Origin of the sequence: Mycobacterium sp. pUA109 (assembly GCF_041287095.1) — a bacterium.
GTDB lineage: Bacteria > Actinomycetota > Actinomycetes > Mycobacteriales > Mycobacteriaceae > Mycobacterium.
Map to the genome: position 1 here is coordinate 167,114 of NZ_JBGGKS010000012.1, position 18,577 is coordinate 185,690.

The following is an 18,577-nucleotide window of genomic DNA, read 5'->3' on the forward strand; positions in this document are numbered from 1 at the left end:
GCTGTGAGCCAGCTCACAGCAACCCGTCAGCAAACTCGGACAAAGCCCCCAGGAGGTCCACAACCGGCCCCCATGTGGGGCCACCCGAGTCCGCCGCTAACGCTAAAAGACCTGCTCAGGGCGCTGCGGGGGCGGACCGCGGGAATGCGCCCGGGTAGCCGAGTCGCCGGTGCGGCGGCCGCTAGGCGGGTGATGGCCGGGGAGTCGGGTTGACCGGCGTCTGTGACGGATGCCACCATGGCGCTGCATGCACCTCGCTAGGTGAGGCGTCTGTACGGATATAGGCCACTGACCCCGAACGTCGAAAGACGCCCCGGGTCAGGACAGCTCTTCCCGGCTTAAGGGTTGAGCCCAAGTGGCTTCCGGGATTCCCCGGATCACGCCGTGTAGTGCCGAAGCTCTGACGAGAGGGGTGCGGTGCCCGGGCGGGTCCCCTCGGGTGCTCTCATCCCTTGGTGTGCACCGTGACGGCACCCCCGTGTGCCCCGGCCGTGAGGAGGTGAGGGCGAGATTGAGTCCCAGCGATAGTCCATATCCGAAATCGATGACCGTTTCGTTCCGATCCGGCCCCGGCACCTTCGCTCGCTGAGTCGAGCTGCGCCGCGTTCATCACGTCGCCTCCGCATCGCGGATGCGTGTCTTGTCGCGTGCCCGATTCTCCTGGGCGGCAGCCGGACTGGATCCTTCCCGGAGGAGAATTCCATGTCGTTTGTGACCACCCAGCCAGAACTGCTGACCGCCGCGGCGGGCAACCTGCAGAGCATCGGCTCCGCGTTGAGCGCCCAGAACGCGGCCGCCGCTGCCCCCACCACCGGGGTGATTCCCGCTGCCGCGGACGAGGTTTCGGCGCTGACGGCGACCCAGTTCGCCGCGCACGCCACCCTGTACCAGACGGTCAGCGCCCAGGCGGCGGCGATTCACGAAATGTTCGTCAACACGCTGGGCGTCAGCGCCGGTTCGTACGCGGCCACCGAAGCCGCCAACGCCGTCGCGGCCGGGTAACCGGATGGGGGTGCGTGATGGATTTTGGTGCGTTGCCGCCGGAGGTGAATTCGGGGCGGATGTACGCCGGTGCGGGGGCGGGGCCGTTGATGGCCGCGGCGTCGGCGTGGAATGGACTGGCCGCTGAACTGAGTTCGGCGGCGTCGGCGTACGGCGCGGTGATTTCCGGGCTGACCAGCGAGGGATGGTCGGGTCCGGCGTCGGCGTCGATGGCTGCCGCGGCGATGCCGTACGTGGGCTGGATGACCACCACAGCGGGGCAGGCGACGCAGGCGGCGAGCCAGGCGACCGCGGCGGCGGCGGCGTTTGAGGCGGCGTACGCGGCGACGGTGCCGCCGGCGTTGGTGGCCGCGAATCGCGCCCAGTTGGCGACGCTGGTGGCGACGAACTTTTTGGGGTTGAACACGCCCGCGATCGCGGCGACCGAGGCCCATTACGGGGAGATGTGGGCCCAGGATGCGGCCGCGATGTACGGGTATGCCGGCGCGTCGGCGGCGGCGTCGCAGGTGAGTCCGTTCACCCCGCCGCCGCAGACCGCCAATCCGGCCGGGGTGGCCGGCCAGGGTGCGGCGGTGTCCCAGGCGGCCGGTATGGCGGCGGGCTCGCAGACCCAGTCGGTGCTGTCCCAGCTGACCATGGCCACACCGACCGCGCTGCAGGGGCTGGCCTCACCGTTGCAGACCGGCGCGACCACCGGCGGCACCACGCCCGGTTCGGTGCTCTCGTCGATCGGTGGTCCGTTCGGGTTGACACCGTCGGACATGTTGAACGGCGCGACCAACATGTTCAGCAGCTCGTTCAGTCCGATGGCGCCGGCCGGGATCACCCAGATCGGAGCGGACATCGCTGCGATGCGCGCGGCCACCGTCGGTGCCAATCTGGGCTTCGACGCTCCAGGCATGGCGGCGATGGTGCCCGGTGTGGGAATAGGCATGTTCGGACCGGGCGGCCTGGGCAGCCTGGGCGGCCTGGCCGGGTCGGGGTCGATGGTGTCGGCCGGTGTGGGCCAGGCGTCGACGGTCGGGGCCACGCTGTCGGTGCCGCAGGCCTGGGCGGCGGCGGTGCCGGGTGCCAACAGCACCGTCGGCACCACGCTGGCGGGCACCACGATGACGGCGGCCCCCGAAGCCGGGATGCCGGGGATGCCCGGGATGCCGATGTCGGGGATGCTGGGCCACGGCTTTGGCAACGCGGTGCCCAAATACGGCTTCCGGCCCACCGTCATCGCCCGCCCACCGGCCGCCGGCTGACACCGGTGCCCGGCAGACGTGCAGCGACCTCCCAGGAAACTCGCAGCTATGGGGCAGCGGGATGACAGCCCTGGCTGCGACGCTGGGTGAACGTTAGGAGAACCCACGATGACGAGCAATCACTGGTGCGGCGACGTCACCGCCGGCACCGGCGGGGCTAATGGCGCGCAACTCGCATCGTGGTCCCGGTCGGGCGGTTCCGGCTGACCTAGCCGCCGAGTGGACGTAGGCGGACACCGTCAGTCGATAACCGGAGGTAGAGAAGATGGACTTTGGAGCGTTGCCGCCGGAGATCAACTCCGGGCGGATGTATGCCGGCGCCGGGCCCGGACCGCTGCTGGCGGCGGCCGCGGCCTGGCAGTCGCTGGCCGCCGAACTGGCCTCCACCGCGGCCGCCTACGATTCGGTGATTTCCGGGCTCACCGGCGGGGCGTGGTCGGGCCCGTCCTCGGCGTCGATGGCGGCCGCGGCCGCGCCGTACGTGACGTGGATGTCGACCACCGCGGCCCAAGCCGAACAGGCCGCGGCGGGCGCCACCGCGGCGGCGGCGGCCTATGAGGCGGCCTTTGCGGCGACGGTGCCCCCGCCGGTGATCGCCGCCAACCGCAGCCTGCTGGCGTCGCTGATCGCGACCAACATTCTGGGACAGAACACCCCGGCAATCGCGGCCACCGAGGCCCACTATCTCGAGATGTGGGCCCAGGACGCGGCCGCCATGTACGCCTATGCCGGCTCGTCGGCGTCCGCCGCGCAAGTCACGCCCTTCAACGAGCCGCCGCAGACAACCAGCCCGGCGGGCGGGACAAGCCAAGCCGCCGCCGTCGCCCAGGCCACCGCAACGTCGGCCGGTGGGCATGCGCAGGCCTTGCCGCAATTGTTGTCGACGGTGCCGCAGTCGTTGCAGAGCCTCGCCTCGCCCATCACCTCCGCCACCACCGCGGCTCCCGCGGCGGCGGCCGATCCGCCGTCGCTGCTCTCGGCGCTGAACAGCTTCATCACCGGGCCGTTGTCGCCGGCGTCGCTGTTCACGATCGGTGGTGTGCCGTATCTGCTCGGGATCCAGAGCTATCTGCTGCCGCAGGCGTCGGCCAACCTGACCAGCGCCGCCGAGAAGGTGTCCACCCTGCCCGCGGCGGCGGTCGGCGAACCACTGGCCGGCATCCTCGGTATGGGACCAGCCACCGCGAGCTCAACCGGTTTCAGCGAGCTGTCGGCGGGCCTGGGCGGTGCGGGCCGGATCGCGGGCATGTCCGTGCCGTCCAGCTGGGCGTCGTCGGCCCCGGCGATCAAAGCGGCCGCCGCGATGCTGCCCGAAACCAACCTGAATGCGGCTCCGCTGGCGTTCGCGGAGGAGGGGCAGGCCAGCATGTTGAGCAATATGGCCATGTCCGGTCTGGCCGGGCGGGGCATGGTCGGCACCGGCGGCGCCGCCGCTCGGAGTGTGGGCGCCGCGAGCGCGTCGGCGGGCAAGGAGTTTGCGACCACCGCCAACATCTTCGTGATACACGAGGCCGAGTGACCGCGGTGTGCTCGTAGCCGATCAAGGAGCCTAGCAATGGATTTCGCAGCCCTCCCACCGGAGATCAACTCCGGGCGCATGTACGCCGGCCCGGGGTCGGCGTCGCTGCGGGCCGCCGCGGAGGCCTGGCAAGGCCTGGCGGCCGAACTGCGCGCCTCCGCGGTGTCGTATTCGTCGGCGATCTCGGGCCTGACGGCGGCATGGACGGGGCCGTCCTCGGCGAGCATGGCGGCCGCAGCCGCCCCGTATGTGGCGTGGCTGACCACCACCGCAACCCAAGCCGAGCAGACCGCCAACCAGGCTAGGGCGGCCGCGGCGGCCTACGAGACCGCTTTCGCCGCAACGGTTCCCCCGCCGGTCATCGCCGCAAACCGGGCACAGCTGGCGTCTTTGGTTGCCGGCAACATCATGGGTCAGAACACCGCGGCGATCGCGGCCACCGAAGCCCAATACGCCAGCATGTGGGCCCAGGACTCCGCCGCGATGTACAGCTACGCCGGACAATCCGCGGCCGCCGCCACCGTGACGCCGTTCAGCGCGCCCGCACCCAACACCAACCCGGCCGGCGGCGCCAGTCAGGGCGCCGCGGTCGCGCAGGCCGTCGGGTCCTCGGCCGCGTCCAACACCCAGTCGGTGCTGTCCCAGGTGACATCCACGACACCGGGCGCGCTGCAAAGCCTCGCCGCCCCGGCCGCCGCCGCCGACCCGGTCTCGTCGTTGACGAATCTGCTCAGCAGCATCAACTCCTCCCCGTTGGCGTCGCTGGCCGCCGATGTGGAGCTGCTGCCGAAAGCGATTCTGCCGGCCAATGACATCCTCATCAGCATCATCATGGGTTTGGTGATCGGCGGACGGCACCTGTCCGATGTGGCCGTCGGGGTGGCCGGCGCCGGGGCCGGCTCCGCGGCGGGACCCGCGCTCCCCGCGGCCGGCTTGCCGGCGGCCGCCTCGGCGGCGGTATCGGCGAGCGTGGGCGAGTCCGGTTTTGTCGGTGCATTGTCGACCCCGCCGAGCTGGGCGACCGCCACCCCGGCGATCCGGACCGTCGCCGCGGTGTTGTCGTCCGCGGGGGAGGGCGCGGTGCCCGCGGCGGCGGTGAGCCAGATGAGTCTGTTCAGTGAAACGGGCATGGCCGGTATGGCCGCCGGCGCGCTCGGTACCGCGATCCCGCGCACCCTGACCGGTGGCGGCAGCAAGCTGCGCGCCGCCGCGACCAAAGACGTCAAAGACCTCAAAGACAAAGAGTCGTCGCCGAATCTGCAACGCGTTGTGGCCGAAATGGCGGAGAAACCAGAAAGTGTGCAGCACTGGCGCACCGACTCCGAACACCTCGACGCGCTGCTGGCCGAACTCCAGCAGAAGCCGGGGATCCATGCGGTACATGTCTCCAACAGCGACAAGCCCCGGATGACGCCGCCGCGCTCCCAGCTGTTCTAAGCCGTGAAGGTGCTTGTGCGAAGCCACAATTCATGCACGCCGGTGCATAGGTGAGCCGAATCGCAGGTGTGTTGGGCGGTCGGCACCGTGTTCGGGTTGACTCGCGTGCGAGTTGATGCCACGATGGCCGATGTATGCACCTCGCTAGGTGAGGCGTCTACATGGACACAGGCCACTGACCCCGAACGTCGAAAGACGCCCCGGGTCAGGACAGCTCCTCCCGGCTTAAGGGTTGAGCCCAAGTGGCTTCCGGGATTCCCCGGATCACGCCGTGTAGTGCCGAAGCTCTGACGAGAGGGGTGCGGTGCCCGGGCGGGTTTGGTCCGGAGCTCTCATCCCACGTTGTGTGCACCGTGACGGCACCCCCGTGTGCCCTGGCCGTGAGGAGGTGAGAGCGAGATTGAGTCCCAGTGGAGATAGTCCCTATCCGCAATCGATGACCGTTTCGTTCCGATCCGGCCCCGGCTGCACGTCCGCCTCCTGAATCGGCTTGCGCCTCATTTCCTGACACACGCCTGCACTTCGCCGGCGGGTGTCCTGGTGCGCGCGCCCACCACAGCGGACCAAGCCGTGTCGGGTTGGGCTGTGCTGTGAGGAGAAAGTCCATGTCTTACGTTCTGGGACACGCAGTTCCGCGGATGTGCGCGTTACCGGCCCGCATGGACGCCTGCCCGGCTTCGGCCGTAACCAAGGGGGTGTGGTGATGGATTTCGGTGCGTTGCCGCCGGAGGTGAACTCCGGGCGGATGTATGCCGGTGCTGGGTCGGGCCCGTTGCGGGTTGCCGCCTCGGCCTGGAATGCGTTGGCCGCTGAATTGGGTTCGGCGGCGTCGTCGTATGGGTCGGTGATCTCCGGGCTGGCCGATGACGGGTGGTCGGGTCCGGCGTCGGCGTCGATGGCCGCTGCGGCGATGCCGTACGTGACGTGGATGAACACCACGGCCGGGCAGGCCAAGCAGGCTGCGACGCAGGCTAATGCGGCCGCGGCGGCATTCGAGTCGGCGTATGCGGCCACCGTGCCGCCGGCGATGGTGGCGGCGAATCGGGCGCAGTTGGCGGCATTGGTGGCGACGAACTTTTTGGGCCTCAACACCCCGGCGATCGCGGCGACCGAGGCGCATTACGGGGAGATGTGGGCCCAGGACGCGGCGGCGATGTACGGGTACGCGGGCTCGTCGGCGACGGCGACCAAGGTGACACCGTTTACGGCCGCACCGCAGACCACCAACACCGCGGGAGTCGCCCAGCAGGGTGCGGCGGTCAGCCAGGCGAGCGGCACCGCCGCCGGTTCGCAGACCCAGTCGGCGCTGTCCCAGCTGACCTCGACGATGCCGACGGCGTTGCAGCAGTTGGCCTCACCGCTGCAGTCCACCGCCTCCACGGCGTCCACCACGGCGTCCACCGCCGCTGGGTCCACGTCGACCGCAGTGACACCTGGCACGATCTTGTCGCAAATTGCCGGCTATTTCGGTCTTCAGCCCTCCGATTTCCTCAACGGCGGGACTAACCTGCTCAGCAGCTCGCTGAGCCCGATGGCTCCCGCCGGGATCACCCAGGTCGGGGCGGATCTGGCCGCGATCCACGCCGCCACCAGCGGCGCCAACCTGGGTTTGGACGCGCCGGGGATGGCGATGCCCGCGGTGCCGGGGGTGAGCATGGGCATGCTCGGGCCGGGTGGTCTGGGTAGCCTGGGCGGTGCCGGGTCGGTGACGGCCGGGATGGGCCAGGCGGCGACGGTCAAGGCCACCTTGTCGGTGCCGCAGGCCTGGGCGTCGGCGGTGCCGGGCGCCAACACCACCGTCGGCACCACGCTGACCGGCACCACGATGACGGCGGCTCCCGAGGGCGGCGTGCCGGGGATGCCCGGGATGCCGATGTCGGGGATGCTCGGCAACGGCTTTGGCAACGCGACGCCCAAATACGGCTTCCGGCCCACCGTCATCGCCCGGCCGCCGGCCGCCGGGTGACCGAAAACTGTTGACAGTCAACGAGTTAAGGAGATTTTGAGATGCCTACGCGTTTTATGACCGATCCGCACCAGATGCGGGCCATGGCGGGCCGCTTCGACGTGCACGCCCAAACCGTCGAGGATGAGGCCCGCAAGATGTGGGCGTCCTCGACCAACATCACCGGGGCCGGCTGGGGCGGGACCGCGGCCAACACCTCCTACGACACCATGGGGCAAATGCAGACCGCGTTTCGCAACATCGTCAACATGCTGCACGGGGTGCGTGACGGACTGATCCGCGACGCCAACAACTACGAGCAGCAAGAAGCCGCCTCCCAGACGGCGTTGAGCAGCTAAGGAGCCAAGACATGAGCATCAACTACCAGTTCGGCGACGTCGACGCGCACGGCGCCCTGATCAAAGCCCAGGCCGCCTCCCTGGAGGCCGAACACCAGGCGATCATCGCCGACGTCCTGGCCGCCGGGGACTTCTGGGGCGGCTCCGGCTCGGTGGCCTGCCAAGAATTCATCACCCAACTCGGGCGCAACTTCCAAGTCATTTACGAACAAGCCGCCACCCACGGCAACAAGGTGCAGACCGCCGGCGGCAACATGGCCTCCACCGACGGCGCCGTCAGCGCCAGCTGGGCCTAACCCCCGGGGCGCCGAACGTGAACCGCTAGCGACGATCCGCGAAAAATCTCGCAAAGAATTCACGCTCGGCGCCCCAACGGGCGGCGCACCCGACGCCGAACTCGTCCACACTGGTAACCAGTTCCCCGCTGGACGCGAAACGAGAGGCGCCGGATGCAGACCTTGAGCATCGCGGATTTCACGGTGCGCCTGGCCGTCGGGTTGGGCTGCGGCGCGCTGATCGGCCTGGAGCGGCAGTGGCGGGCGCGGATGGCCGGGCTGCGCACCAACGCGCTGGTGGCGACCGGGGCCACCCTGTTCGTGCTGTACGCGGTGGCCGCCAACGATGTGGGCAGCCCCACCCGGGTGGCGTCGTATGTGGTGTCCGGGGTCGGGTTCCTCGGCGGTGGCGTCATTTTGCGGGAGGGCTTCAACGTGCGCGGCCTCAACACCGCCGCCACGCTGTGGTGCTCGGCCGCCGTCGGGGTGCTGGCCGCCGCCGGGCACCTGCTGTTCGCGCTGATCGCCACCGCGACGATCGTCGGCACCCACCTGCTGGGCCGCCCGCTGGGCCGGCTCATCGACCGCGACCACCACGTGGAGGAAGACGAACGCCAACAGCCCTACCACCTGCAGGTGATCTGTCGCCCCAAATCCGAGAAGTACGCCCGCGCCCAGATCGTGCAAAACGCCGCCAGCAATGACATCACGCTGCGCGGATTCCACACCAGCCGCGCCGACAACGACAGCATCGCGTTGACCGCGTACCTGCTGATGGACGGCCACGCCCCCGACCGGTTGGAGCGCCTGGTCGCCGAACTGTCGCTGCAGCCGGGCGTCTACGCGGTGCACTGGTACTCCGACGACCAGCCCAGCCCCATGCCGCCGCCCGACTCGGTGTCCGAGCGCGGGAGCGACCTGTAACAGCGGCGGCGCAGCGGCCACGCATTAGGCTCGTCGTGTGCCTGGCGTGGAGGCGATCACGGATGTGCTATCCGTGCTGCCCGAGCAAATGCGGGATCCGGTGCTGTTCGCCATCCCGTTCTTCTTGCTGCTGCTGATCCTGGAGTGGCTGGCGGCCCGCAAGCTGGAACGGCTCGAGCCGGCCGCTGGACGCCCGGCCGCCGGTGCCTACCTCGGCCGCGACGCCTGGGCCAGCATCTCGATGGGCCTGGTGTCGGTGGCCACCACCGCCGGCTGGAAGTTGCTCGCCCTGCTCGGCTATGCCGCCATCTACGCCTACCTGGCGCCGTGGCACCTGGCGGCAACCCGGTGGTACACCTGGGTGATCGCCATCCTCGGCGTGGACCTGCTGTACTACAGCTATCACCGCGTCGCCCACCGGGTGCGGCTGATCTGGGCGACCCATCAGGCCCACCACTCCAGCCAGTACTTCAACTTCGCCACCGCGCTGCGTCAGAAATGGAACAACAGCGGCGAGATCGTGGCCTGGGTTCCGTTGCCGCTGTTGGGGATTCCGCCCTGGCTGGTGTTCGTCAGCTTCTCGGTCAACCTGATCTACCAGTTCTGGGTGCACACCGAACGGATCGACAAGCTGCCGCGGCCGGTGGAGTTCGTCTTCAACACCCCGTCGCACCACCGGGTGCACCACGGCATGGATCCGGAATACCTGGACAAGAACTACGGCGGCATCCTGATCCTGTGGGATCGGCTGTTCGGCACCTTTGCGCCCGAGCTGTTCCGCCCGCACTACGGGCTGACCACCCAGGTCGACACCTTCAACATCTGGACCCTGCAGATCCACGAATACCGGGCCATCGGCCGCGACGTGCACGCGGCCACCCGGTGGCGCGACCGGCTGGGCTTTATCTTCGGTCCGCCGGGATGGCGACCGAGCGCTGAGACCGCGGGGTCCGGTCCGGGTGCCGCGTCGCCGACGGGAAACCGCGATCACCAACGGCTTTGATTGACGGCCCGCGTGTCGGCCGGATGGCTGTTTACCAGCTGTTGGCCGATCGGTTTGGATTTCGGCGAGTCGAACACGCCCCACACCACCGCAAAGTCAGTAGGCTCGCGGTCGTCGTGCACACGCAACGATGCCCGGCCGGTAGTGGCGGGGCCGCGCCAATGAGAAGGGTAATGACGTGGGAGACACGCTCACCGCAGGAAAGAAACTCATTAAAGGGGAGTCGCTGACTTCGAACAATGGGGCCTACACCCTGACGCTGCAAGACGACGGCAACCTCGTGCTGGCGGTGCGCGGCAAGGCGATCTGGTCGACCGGCACCAACGGCCAGGACGTGGTGCGCGCCGAGGTGCAGCCGGACGGCAACTTTGTGCTCTACACCTCCGACAAGCCGGTGTGGCACACCGACACCAAGGGCAAAAAGGACGTCAAGCTCGTCCTGCAGGACGACCGCAACCTGGTGCTGTACGCCAAGGACGGAGCGGCGTGGTCGACCAAGACCGAGACCGACGCCCCACCGCCGCCGGCGCCCGAGGCCGCTGCCGAAGAGGCCGCCCCCGCCGCCGCGGAACCGGTCGTCGAGACCGTGACCGAGCCGGAGCCGGAACCGGAGCCCCAGGCGCGGACCTACACGGTGGTCTCCGGTGACACGCTGTGGGCCATCGCCGAGCGGTTCTACGGGGACGGCAACAAGTACCAGCAAATCGCCGACGCCAGCGGCATCGCCAACCCGGACCTGATCCAGCCGGGGCAGGTGCTCACCATCCCCTGAGCGCTCGAACCCTGATCGCCGCGGCGGCCCAGCGATATGTCTGGGCCGCCGCGCGTTTTTCGCCACACCCCGGTCGGTAACGTTTGGCGACGCTGCGCCGGTAACCTGAGCAGCCAGTGGTTGGGGTCGGTGCTGGGCCGGCCCGGAGGATCGGAGTCGACGGTGCGGCGCGTGGTCACCCACCTGTTCACGGCGATGGTCGGCGCGGCGGTGCTGGCGGTCGCGCTGCCCCCGGTGCCCGCGCGCGCCGACCCCGTGCTGGTGTACCCCGGTATGCAGATCGACCAGGACAACAACGTCTGCACCTTGGGCTACGTCGATCCCGGGTTGCGGGTGGCCTTCACCGCGGGGCATTGCCGCGGCAGCGGGGCGGTCACCGACCAGGATGGCCACCTGATCGGCAACCTGGCGACGTTCCGCGACAACACGCCCAACGGCGCCACCGTCAACACCGATCAGCAGATCGCCGACTACGAGGCGATCGTGCTGGCCGATGACGTGCAGACCAACAACATCCTGCCCGGCGGGCTTGCCCTGGTGTCCGCACCCGGGGTGTCCGCCCAGCCCGGCGAAGCGGTGTGCCACTTCGGCATCATCACCGGGGAGAGCTGCGGCACGGTGGAACGCGTCAACAACGGCTGGTTCACCATGACCGACGGCGTGATCAGCGACAAGGGCGACTCCGGCGGACCGGTGTATGTGGTCGGCGGCGGTGGCCCGGCCCGCATCGTGGGGCTGTTCAACAGCACCTGGGGCCAGTTCCCGGCCGCGGTGTCCTGGCAGGCCATCTCCCAGCAGGTCGGCGAGGACGTCGGGGTTCCCGCCGCCCCGGCTCCGCCGGCCTGACCACGATCAGCGTGGCCGAGCGGGGCTTGGCAGCAACGCGAAGATTGGGATCAAGGGAGCGGCGGCACGCAGTTCGTCATCGGTGGATGCCGGCGTCAATCCGGCAGCGTGGCCTTTAATCTGCCAGTACCACTTGGCGAGATAGCGGCGCAGTAGCTCCGGCTTGGCATTGTCGGCCAATTCGGTGATCTGGATCGGCTGATGACGCCAGCGTGGTCCGAGTTCGATGACGCCGGCGGCTCGCGCATTGCGCACTCACTGGGTGTTACCACGTGGTGCGACCAGGTAACGCATTCCGTCAACGGTCAGCAGGTTGATCACCACGCCGCGACGCTTTGCGGTCTTGCGGCCGCGGACCCGCAGTGCTTGTGTTCCATAGACACTGACGCCGGCTTCGGCGAGCCAACGGATCACGGTATTGCCGACACGCGCGGTCCAGTTCGGTTGGTCGTATCGCACGGACATAACGGGGCCTCCGGTCCAACGTCTGAGAATTCGAGAGCGGTGCTCTCGCCAATCACGACTGTGGCACGACGCGCGCCGAAATTCAAGAGCAGCGCTCTCGGTTATGCCAGACTGGCGGCGTGGGCAAACGCCAGGACGCGCGGGATCGCATCGAGGCGCAGATCGTTGATCTCGGTCGGCGTCACTTGGTCAGTCACGGTGCGGCGGGACTGTCGCTGCGAGCGATCGCCCGCGATCTGGGCATGGTGTCCTCGGCGGTGTACCGGTACGTGGCCAGCCGCGACGAATTGTTGACGTTGTTGCTGGTCGACGCGTACACGGATCTTGCCGACAGCGTGGACCGGGCCCGTGCGGCCGCGTCCGACTCGTGGCGTGACGATGTCCTCGCCATCGCACGGGCGGCGCGGGAATGGGCGGTCGCACGACCAGCCAGTTGGGCGCTGCTATACGGCAGCCCGGTGCCCGGGTATCAGGCGCCGCCCGAGCGGACGGTTGGACCCGGCACCCGCGTCGTCGGCGCCTTTCTTGAATCGATCGGCGCAGGGATCGCCGCGGGGGACGTGGCGCTCGCCAACACACCTGTGCCGCAGGCGATGTCACATGATTTCGAACGGTTACGCGACGAGTTCAATTTTGTCGGTGACGACGCCGCCGTCGCCAAGTGCTTCCTGATCTGGTCCGCCGTGGTGGGCGCGATCAGCCTGGAGGTGTTCGGCGGCTACGGGCCCGACACGCTGACCGATCCGGCGGCGGTATTCGAAACCCAGGTTTGGCTGCTGATTGGCGTGTTGACTCAACCGTGACGTGGACGCCGATCGGTCATCAAAATAGAACGTGTTCATTTGCTGGTGCCGGTGGCCGCCTGGGGGATCGGGGCAACCATCTTCTGCCCGGTGATGTCCTGAGCTATCCTGCCAGGCAATGAGAAATTCTGCCCAGACACCTGTCCAGATCGCTTGGGTGACCCGCGACCTGGACGCCACCGAAACGGCGCTCACCGGGCTGTTAGGGGTGAAAAAGTGGGTGCGGATGCCGGAGGTGCACTTCGGTCCGGACACCTGCAGTTACCGGGGCAAGCCGGCGGACTTCGTGGCCAGCATCTCGCTGAGCTACCTCGGTGACATGCAGCTGGAGCTGATCCAACCGGTCCGGGGGGAGAACATCTATAGTGACGTTCTCCGCGCCAGCGGGCCGGGTCTGCACCACATCTGCGTCGAGGCCGACAGCCCCGAGGGCTTTGCTGCCGCGGTGGCGACCGCCGGCGACGACGGCGCGACGGTGGTGCAGCAGGGGGTGATGCCGGGCGGGATGCGGTTCGCCTACCTGTCCGCCCCGCAGGCCGCGGTGCCGTTCGTGGAGATCGCGCATATCGGTCCGGAGATCCGAGCGTTTTTCGACTACATCAAACAGGAGCAGCGGTGAGCACCCAGATCCCAGCAACAGTTCGCGCCGACGACGTGGCCTCGTGGTCCGACGACGTCGACGTGGTGGTGGTCGGCTTCGGCATCGCCGGGGGCTGCGCGGCGGTCAGCGCCGCGGCCGCCGGGGCGCGGGTCCTGGTGCTCGAGCGTGCCGCCGCGGCCGGCGGCACCACCGCGATGGCCGGTGGGCATTTCTACCTCGGCGGCGGCACCGCGGTCCAGCAGGCCACCGGTCACCCCGACTCGCCCGACGAGATGTACAAGTACCTGGTCGCAGTGTCCCGCGAGCCCGAACCCGACAAGATCCGAGCGTACTGCGACGGCAGCGTCGAACACTTCAACTGGTTGGAGGACTTGGGTTTTCAGTTCGAGCGCAGCTACTACCCGGAGAAGGCGGTGATCCAGCCCAACACCGAGGGGCTGATGTACACCGGCAACGAGAAGGTGTGGCCGTTCAAGGATCAGGCGGTGCCGGCCCCGCGCGGGCACAAGGTGCCGGTGCCCGGCGACACCGAGGGCGCCAAGCTGGTGATCGACCTGCTGCTCAAACGCGCCGAGCAGCTCGGCGTGCAGATCCGTTATGAGACCGGGGCCACCGAGCTGGTGGTCGACGGCGCCGGGGCGGTGACCGGGGTGGGCTGGAAGCGGTTCACCGAAACCGGGGCGATCCGGGCCAAGGCGGTGATCATCGCCGCCGGCGGGTTCGTGATGAACCCGGACATGGTCGCCCAGTACACCCCGAAGCTGGCCGAGAAACCGTTCGTTTTGGGCAACACCTACGACGACGGCCTGGGCATCCGGCTGGGGGTGTCGGCGGGCGGCGCCACCAAACACATGGACCAGGTGTTCATCACCGCGCCGGCCTACCCGCCGTCGATCCTGTTGACCGGGATCATCGTCAACAAGCTCGGGCAGCGGTTCGTCGCCGAGGACTCCTACCACTCCCGCACCTCCGGGTTCGTGATGGATCAGCCCGACAGCGCGGCGTTCCTGATCGTCGACGAAGCCCACCTCAAGCATCCGCAGGTGCCGCTGGTGCCGCTGATCGACGGCTGGGAATCCGTGGCCGAGATGGAAGCGGCGCTGGGCATCCCGGAAGGCAACCTGGTCGCGACGTTGAACCGCTACAACGAGAATGCCGCCCGCGGGGAGGACCCCGACTTCCACAAGCAGCCGGAATTCCTTGCCCCGCAAGACCAGGGGCCGTGGGGCGCGTTCGACCTGTCGCTGGGCAAGGCGATGTATGCCGGGTTCACCATCGGCGGCCTGCGCACCTCGGTCGACGGGGAGGTGCTGCGCGAGGACGGCAGCGTGGTGGCCGGGCTGTACGCCGCCGGCGCCTGTGCGGCCAACCTCGCCCAGGACGGCAAGGGCTACGCCAGCGGCACCCAGCTGGGGGAGGGCTCGTTCTTCGGCCGCCGCGCCGGCACCCACGCCGCGGGGCGCCGCTAGCGCCAGCGTGCTCGCCGAGTCACCGGCTCGTCCGCGAAAGTGCGTTCCCGCAGGTTCGCACGCGACCTTTCGCTGCGTGGGCGCACGTTCGCGACGTGGTCACCGCCGGCCGGGTTGTCTACACCCGGGCTGGCTCGGCCTCGATCCGGCCCAGCCGCCAGCGGCCTTCGCCGAGCAGCTCCAGCTGCTGGTTGTGGTGTTGCTCGACGGTGCCGCGGTGGCTGACGCTGACCATGATGGTGTCGGGTAATTCGGTGCGCAGCAAGCGATACAGCGTCATCTCCAGGCCCTCGTCGAGCGCCGAGGTCGCCTCGTCGAGGAACACCGCCTTGGGTTTGGTCAACAGCACCCGGGCGAACGCGACGCGTTGCTGCTCACCGGGGGAGAGCACCTTCACCCAGTCCTGCACCTCGTCCAGGCGCGGAACCAGGTGCGGCAGTGCCACTTTGACCAACACATCGTGCAGTTCGTCGTCGGGGATCTCACCGGCGGACGCCGGGTAGGACACCACCGCGCGCAGATCACCCAGCGGCACATACGGCAACTGGGACAAGAACATCGTCGCGCCCAGCCCTTCGGGGCGCCGCAGCGTCCCAGACGCGTACGGCCACAGCTGTGCGAGGCTGCGCAGCAGCGTCGTCTTGCCACTGCCCGACGGCCCGGTGATCACCAGCCGGTCACCCACCCCGAGCTGCACATCCAGCGGATCGATGAGCTGGTCGCCGTCGGGGGTGCGCACCTCCACGCCCTCGATGGTCACTTCGCCGTCCTCGCTGGGCAAGGTGAGAAGTTCGGGCAGCGCGCGGGCTTTCTGGTCGGCGTCGACCAGCCCGTGGAGGCGGATAATGGCCGCCCGGTAGCTGGCGAAATTGTCGTAGGCGTTGCGGAAGAACGACAGGGAATCATGCATGTTGCCGAACGCGCTCGCGGTCTGGGATACGTCGCCGAAGGTGATCTGCCCGGCGAATAGCCGCGGCGCCTGAACCACCCACGGCACCACCACAATCGCCTGAGTCACCGATATGTTCCATCCGAACCACCCGACGGTGCGGTTCACGTAGTGCAGGTAGTTGTTGATGATCGGCGTGAAACGTTCCCGCAACTGCACGCGCTCGGCCCGCTCACCCCGGTAGAAGCCCACCGCCTCGGCGGCGTCGCGCACCCGCACCAACGCATAGCGGAACGCGGCGTTGGTGAGCTCGTTGCGGAAGCTCAATCGAATCAGCGGACGTCCGATCCAGAACGCGAAGATCGTTGCCACCAGCACATAGACGATCACGATCCAGAACATGGCCCGCGGCATGCTGAACCCGAAGAGGGTCAGCGTCCCGGACAGGTTCCACAGAATGGCCGCAAATGAGATCACCGAAACCACCGACTGCACCGCGCCGAACAGCAGCGTGCTGCCGGTGCCACTGGCAGGCGAGTTGGGGGTGCCGCCCGCCCCGGCGGTGAATATGTCGATGTCCTGCTGAATGCGCTGGTCCGGGTTATCGATGGTGCTATCGATGAACCGGGACCGGTAGTAGGCGCGGCCATCCAGCCAGTCGCCGGTCAGCCGGTCGGTCAGCCACACCCGCCAGGCCACCATGAAGCGCTGCGCGAGATAGATGTCGAGCATGTAGCGCGCAATGTGGATTACCGCCATCAGGCTGAAGATACTGATGGACATCCAAAATCCGTGCACCCCAGACTGTTTGACGGCTTCGTTGTGGGCGGCGCCACCCTGGAAGGCGGTCTGCAGCGACGAGTACATGTCGTTGCCCTGGTAGCTGAACAGCACGTTGAGCCGCACCGCGAGGATGACCGACAACAACAGCACCGCGAGCATTACCCAGACTCGGACGCTGCCGCGGCCGGTGAAGTAGTCGCCGGTGATCCGCCAGAACTGGTGCCCCCACGGGGTGAGCAACTTCAACAGCACCAGCACCACGACCACGCACGCCGCGGTGATCGACCACGCGATCGCCACCCACACCAGCGAATCGGGCAGCGCATGGCCCCAATCGATCGACGGCTCGAACGGTTTCACCTGCGACGTCTCCTTGCTGCGGTGGCTGATGCTCTGCCGCGAAGCTACCGCACCGCGCGGCCTGGGGCATGCGCCGAATTTCCCGCGGGTTGCTCGCTACGCTCGCCAGATGAACAGCGCACCCACCAGCCCCGTGCACGCGGGCCGGCTGGTCGCCCGGCGGCTGAAGGCCAGCGGTATCGACACCGTCTTCACCCTGTCTGGCGGGCATTTGTTCTCCATTTATGACGGCTGCCGCAGCGAGGGGATCCGGCTGATCGATACCCGCCACGAGCAGACCGCGACGTTCGCCGCCGAAGGCTGGTCGAAGGTGACCCGGCAACCGGGGGTCGCCGCGCTGACCGCCGGGCCCGGGGTCACCAACGGGATGAGCGCGATGGCGGCCGCCCAGCAGAACGGTTCGCCGCTGCTGGTGCTGGGCGGGCGGGCACCGGCCGGCCGGTGGGGGATGGGGTCGCTGCAGGAGATCGACCACGTGCCGTTCGTGGCGCCGCTGACCCGGTTCGCCGCCACCGCCTCCTCCGGGCAGGCCGGCCGGCTGGTCGACGACGCGCTGCGGGCGACGGTCACCGCGCCGTCGGGGGTGAGCTTCGTCGATTTCCCGATGGATCACGTGTTCGGTGAGGCCGTCGACGACGGCGCGCCCGGAGCGCTGAGCGACCTGCCGGCCCCGCCGGCGCCCGACGGCAACGCCGTGCAGCGCGCCGCCGACCTGCTGGCCGCCGCGCAACGGCCGGTGATCATGGCCGGGACCAACGTCTGGTGGGGACACGCCGAGGGGGCACTGCGGGAGCTGGCCGAGCAGCGGCGGATCCCGGTGCTGATGAACGGAATGGCCCGCGGCGCGGTGCCCGCCGACGATGCGCTGGCCTTCTCCCGGGCGCGGGGCAAAGCCCTCAAGGAAGCCGACCTGGCGCTGGTGGTCGGTGTCCCGATGGATTTCCGGCTCGGCTTCGGCGCGGTGTTCGGGCAGCAGACCCAGCTGGTCGTCATCGACCGCGCCAAACCCGACCGCGACCCTCCGCGCCCGGTCGCCGCCGAAATCTACGGGGACGTCACCGCGATTCTGTCGGCGCTGGCCGCCGCCGGACCCGAGCACGGCGGGTGGATCGAGGAGCTACGGGCGGCCGAGACCGCGGCCCGGGCCGCCGAGCACGCCGAGCTGGCCGACGACCGCAGCCCGCTGCACCCGATGCGGGTATACGCCGAGCTGGCGCCGCTGCTGGACCGCGACGCGATCGTCGTCATCGACGCCGGCGACTTCGGCTCCTACGCGGGACGGATGATCGACAGCTATGTGCCCGGCGCCTGGCTGGACAGCGGGCCGTTCGGCTGCCTGGGCTTGGGCCGGGCTACGCGCTGGCCGCCAAACTCGCCCGGCCCGACCGCCAGGTGGTGCTGCAGGGCGACGGCGCGTTCGGCTTCTCCGGCATGGAATGGGACACCCTGGCCCGCCACCACGTGCCCGTCGTCTCGGTGATCGGCAACAACGGCATCTGGGCGTTGGAGAAACACCCGATGGAGGCGCTGTACGGCTATTCGGTGGTGGCCGAGCTGCGCCCCGAAACCCGCTACGACGCGGTGGTGGCCACGCCGGGCGGGCACGGCGAGCTGGTGACCCGCCCCGCCGAGCTGCGGCCCGCGCTGGAGCGCGCCTTCGCCAGCGGGCTGCCGGCCGTCGTCAACACGCTGACCGACCCGACGGTGGCCTACCCGCGCCGATCGAACCTCGCCTGATGGAGGTGCGGTGACCCCGCCCGCGAGCGTGCGCAGATCCGAGTTTTCACCAGGCGTGTCGGCCGGGGACACCTTCGTAAGGGGTTTTTGTCAAGGGGTTGGGGGGCTGTGCCCCGGTCCTCGTCTCTACGTAGTTCG

At 68.8% G+C, this 18,577-nt stretch carries 15 protein-coding genes, 2 pseudogenes and 2 riboswitches; of the genes and pseudogenes, 15 read left to right on the top strand and 2 right to left on the bottom strand.

All coding sequences use genetic code 11. The annotated features are described in order from the left end of the window. The first annotated feature begins 246 nt into the window (after positions 1-246). Positions 247-419, top strand: a riboswitch (M-box (ykoK) riboswitch). 283 nt (positions 420-702) lie between these two features. The 11 genes from ACAG26_RS15680 (at position 703) to ACAG26_RS15730 (ending at position 11,332) form a co-directional block, all read left to right on the top strand. Continuing rightward, on the top strand, positions 703-1,002 hold the full coding sequence (locus ACAG26_RS15680) for a PE family protein (RefSeq protein ID WP_370483699.1): 300 nt from the start codon (positions 703-705) through the stop codon (positions 1,000-1,002). 17 nt (positions 1,003-1,019) lie between these two features. Continuing rightward, positions 1,020-2,252, top strand: a complete 1,233-nt coding sequence (locus tag ACAG26_RS15685) for a PPE family protein (RefSeq protein WP_370483701.1) — start codon at positions 1,020-1,022, stop codon at positions 2,250-2,252. 265 nt (positions 2,253-2,517) lie between these two features. Then, positions 2,518-3,771: a PPE family protein gene (locus ACAG26_RS15690; RefSeq protein WP_370483702.1), complete on the top strand. Its 1,254-nt coding sequence runs from the start codon at positions 2,518-2,520 to the stop codon at positions 3,769-3,771. A gap of 36 nt (positions 3,772-3,807) precedes the next feature. After that, positions 3,808-5,208, top strand: a complete 1,401-nt coding sequence (locus ACAG26_RS15695; RefSeq protein ID WP_370483704.1) for a PPE family protein — start codon at positions 3,808-3,810, stop codon at positions 5,206-5,208. A gap of 133 nt (positions 5,209-5,341) precedes the next feature. Next, positions 5,342-5,514: riboswitch (M-box (ykoK) riboswitch) on the top strand. A gap of 397 nt (positions 5,515-5,911) precedes the next feature. Beyond that, positions 5,912-7,174 carry a PPE family protein gene (locus ACAG26_RS15700; protein WP_370483706.1) on the top strand — a complete coding sequence of 421 codons (1,263 nt, stop codon included), beginning with the start codon at positions 5,912-5,914 and terminating at the stop codon, positions 7,172-7,174. 41 nt (positions 7,175-7,215) lie between these two features. Continuing rightward, positions 7,216-7,512 (top strand): WXG100 family type VII secretion target, encoded by a 297-nt coding sequence (locus ACAG26_RS15705; protein ID WP_071023654.1) that lies wholly within the window; start codon positions 7,216-7,218, stop codon positions 7,510-7,512. 11 nt (positions 7,513-7,523) lie between these two features. After that, complete coding sequence (locus ACAG26_RS15710) at positions 7,524-7,808, top strand: WXG100 family type VII secretion target (protein ID WP_071025891.1); 285 nt, start codon at positions 7,524-7,526, stop codon at positions 7,806-7,808. Positions 7,809-7,961: 153 nt separating this feature from the next. Next, positions 7,962-8,711 carry an MgtC/SapB family protein gene (locus ACAG26_RS15715; protein ID WP_370483709.1) on the top strand — a complete coding sequence of 250 codons (750 nt, stop codon included), beginning with the start codon at positions 7,962-7,964 and terminating at the stop codon, positions 8,709-8,711. 88 nt (positions 8,712-8,799) lie between these two features. Further along, positions 8,800-9,714, top strand: coding sequence for a sterol desaturase family protein (locus ACAG26_RS15720; protein ID WP_370483740.1), 915 nt, complete (start codon positions 8,800-8,802; stop codon positions 9,712-9,714). A gap of 178 nt (positions 9,715-9,892) precedes the next feature. After that, positions 9,893-10,486, top strand: a complete 594-nt coding sequence (locus ACAG26_RS15725) for a LysM peptidoglycan-binding domain-containing protein (protein ID WP_370483711.1) — start codon at positions 9,893-9,895, stop codon at positions 10,484-10,486. A gap of 195 nt (positions 10,487-10,681) precedes the next feature. Further along, positions 10,682-11,332 carry a hypothetical protein gene (locus tag ACAG26_RS15730; protein WP_370483741.1) on the top strand — a complete coding sequence of 217 codons (651 nt, stop codon included), beginning with the start codon at positions 10,682-10,684 and terminating at the stop codon, positions 11,330-11,332. A 6-nt stretch (positions 11,333-11,338) separates the two neighbouring features. Here ACAG26_RS15730 and ACAG26_RS15735 read toward each other — a convergent pair. Next, a pseudogene (locus ACAG26_RS15735) lies at positions 11,339-11,797 on the bottom strand (nitroreductase family deazaflavin-dependent oxidoreductase). A gap of 119 nt (positions 11,798-11,916) precedes the next feature. Between ACAG26_RS15735 and ACAG26_RS15740 the strand changes: the two are divergent. The 3 genes from ACAG26_RS15740 to ACAG26_RS15750 all read left to right on the top strand — a co-directional run bounded on the left by ACAG26_RS15740 (position 11,917) and on the right by ACAG26_RS15750 (position 14,670). Next, the gene (locus ACAG26_RS15740; RefSeq protein WP_370483713.1) at positions 11,917-12,600 is read left to right on the top strand and encodes a TetR/AcrR family transcriptional regulator; all 684 of its coding nucleotides are present in this window, start codon (positions 11,917-11,919) and stop codon (positions 12,598-12,600) included. A 118-nt stretch (positions 12,601-12,718) separates the two neighbouring features. Continuing rightward, on the top strand, positions 12,719-13,219 hold the full coding sequence (locus ACAG26_RS15745; protein WP_370483714.1) for a VOC family protein: 501 nt from the start codon (positions 12,719-12,721) through the stop codon (positions 13,217-13,219). Continuing rightward, the gene (locus tag ACAG26_RS15750; protein ID WP_370483716.1) at positions 13,216-14,670 is read left to right on the top strand and encodes an FAD-binding protein; all 1,455 of its coding nucleotides are present in this window, start codon (positions 13,216-13,218) and stop codon (positions 14,668-14,670) included. Before ACAG26_RS15745 ends, ACAG26_RS15750 begins: the two co-directional genes overlap by 4 nt. A 118-nt stretch (positions 14,671-14,788) precedes the next feature. On the opposite strand, the gene ACAG26_RS15755 is transcribed toward ACAG26_RS15750, so the two are convergent. After that, a complete protein-coding gene (locus ACAG26_RS15755; RefSeq protein WP_370483718.1) occupies positions 14,789-16,702 on the bottom strand; it encodes an ABC transporter ATP-binding protein/permease in 1,914 nt (637 codons plus the stop codon). A 109-nt stretch (positions 16,703-16,811) separates the two neighbouring features. Between ACAG26_RS15755 and ACAG26_RS15760 the strand changes: the two are divergent. Next, positions 16,812-18,439: pseudogene (locus ACAG26_RS15760) on the top strand (acetolactate synthase). Positions 18,440-18,577: the final 138 nt, after the last annotated feature.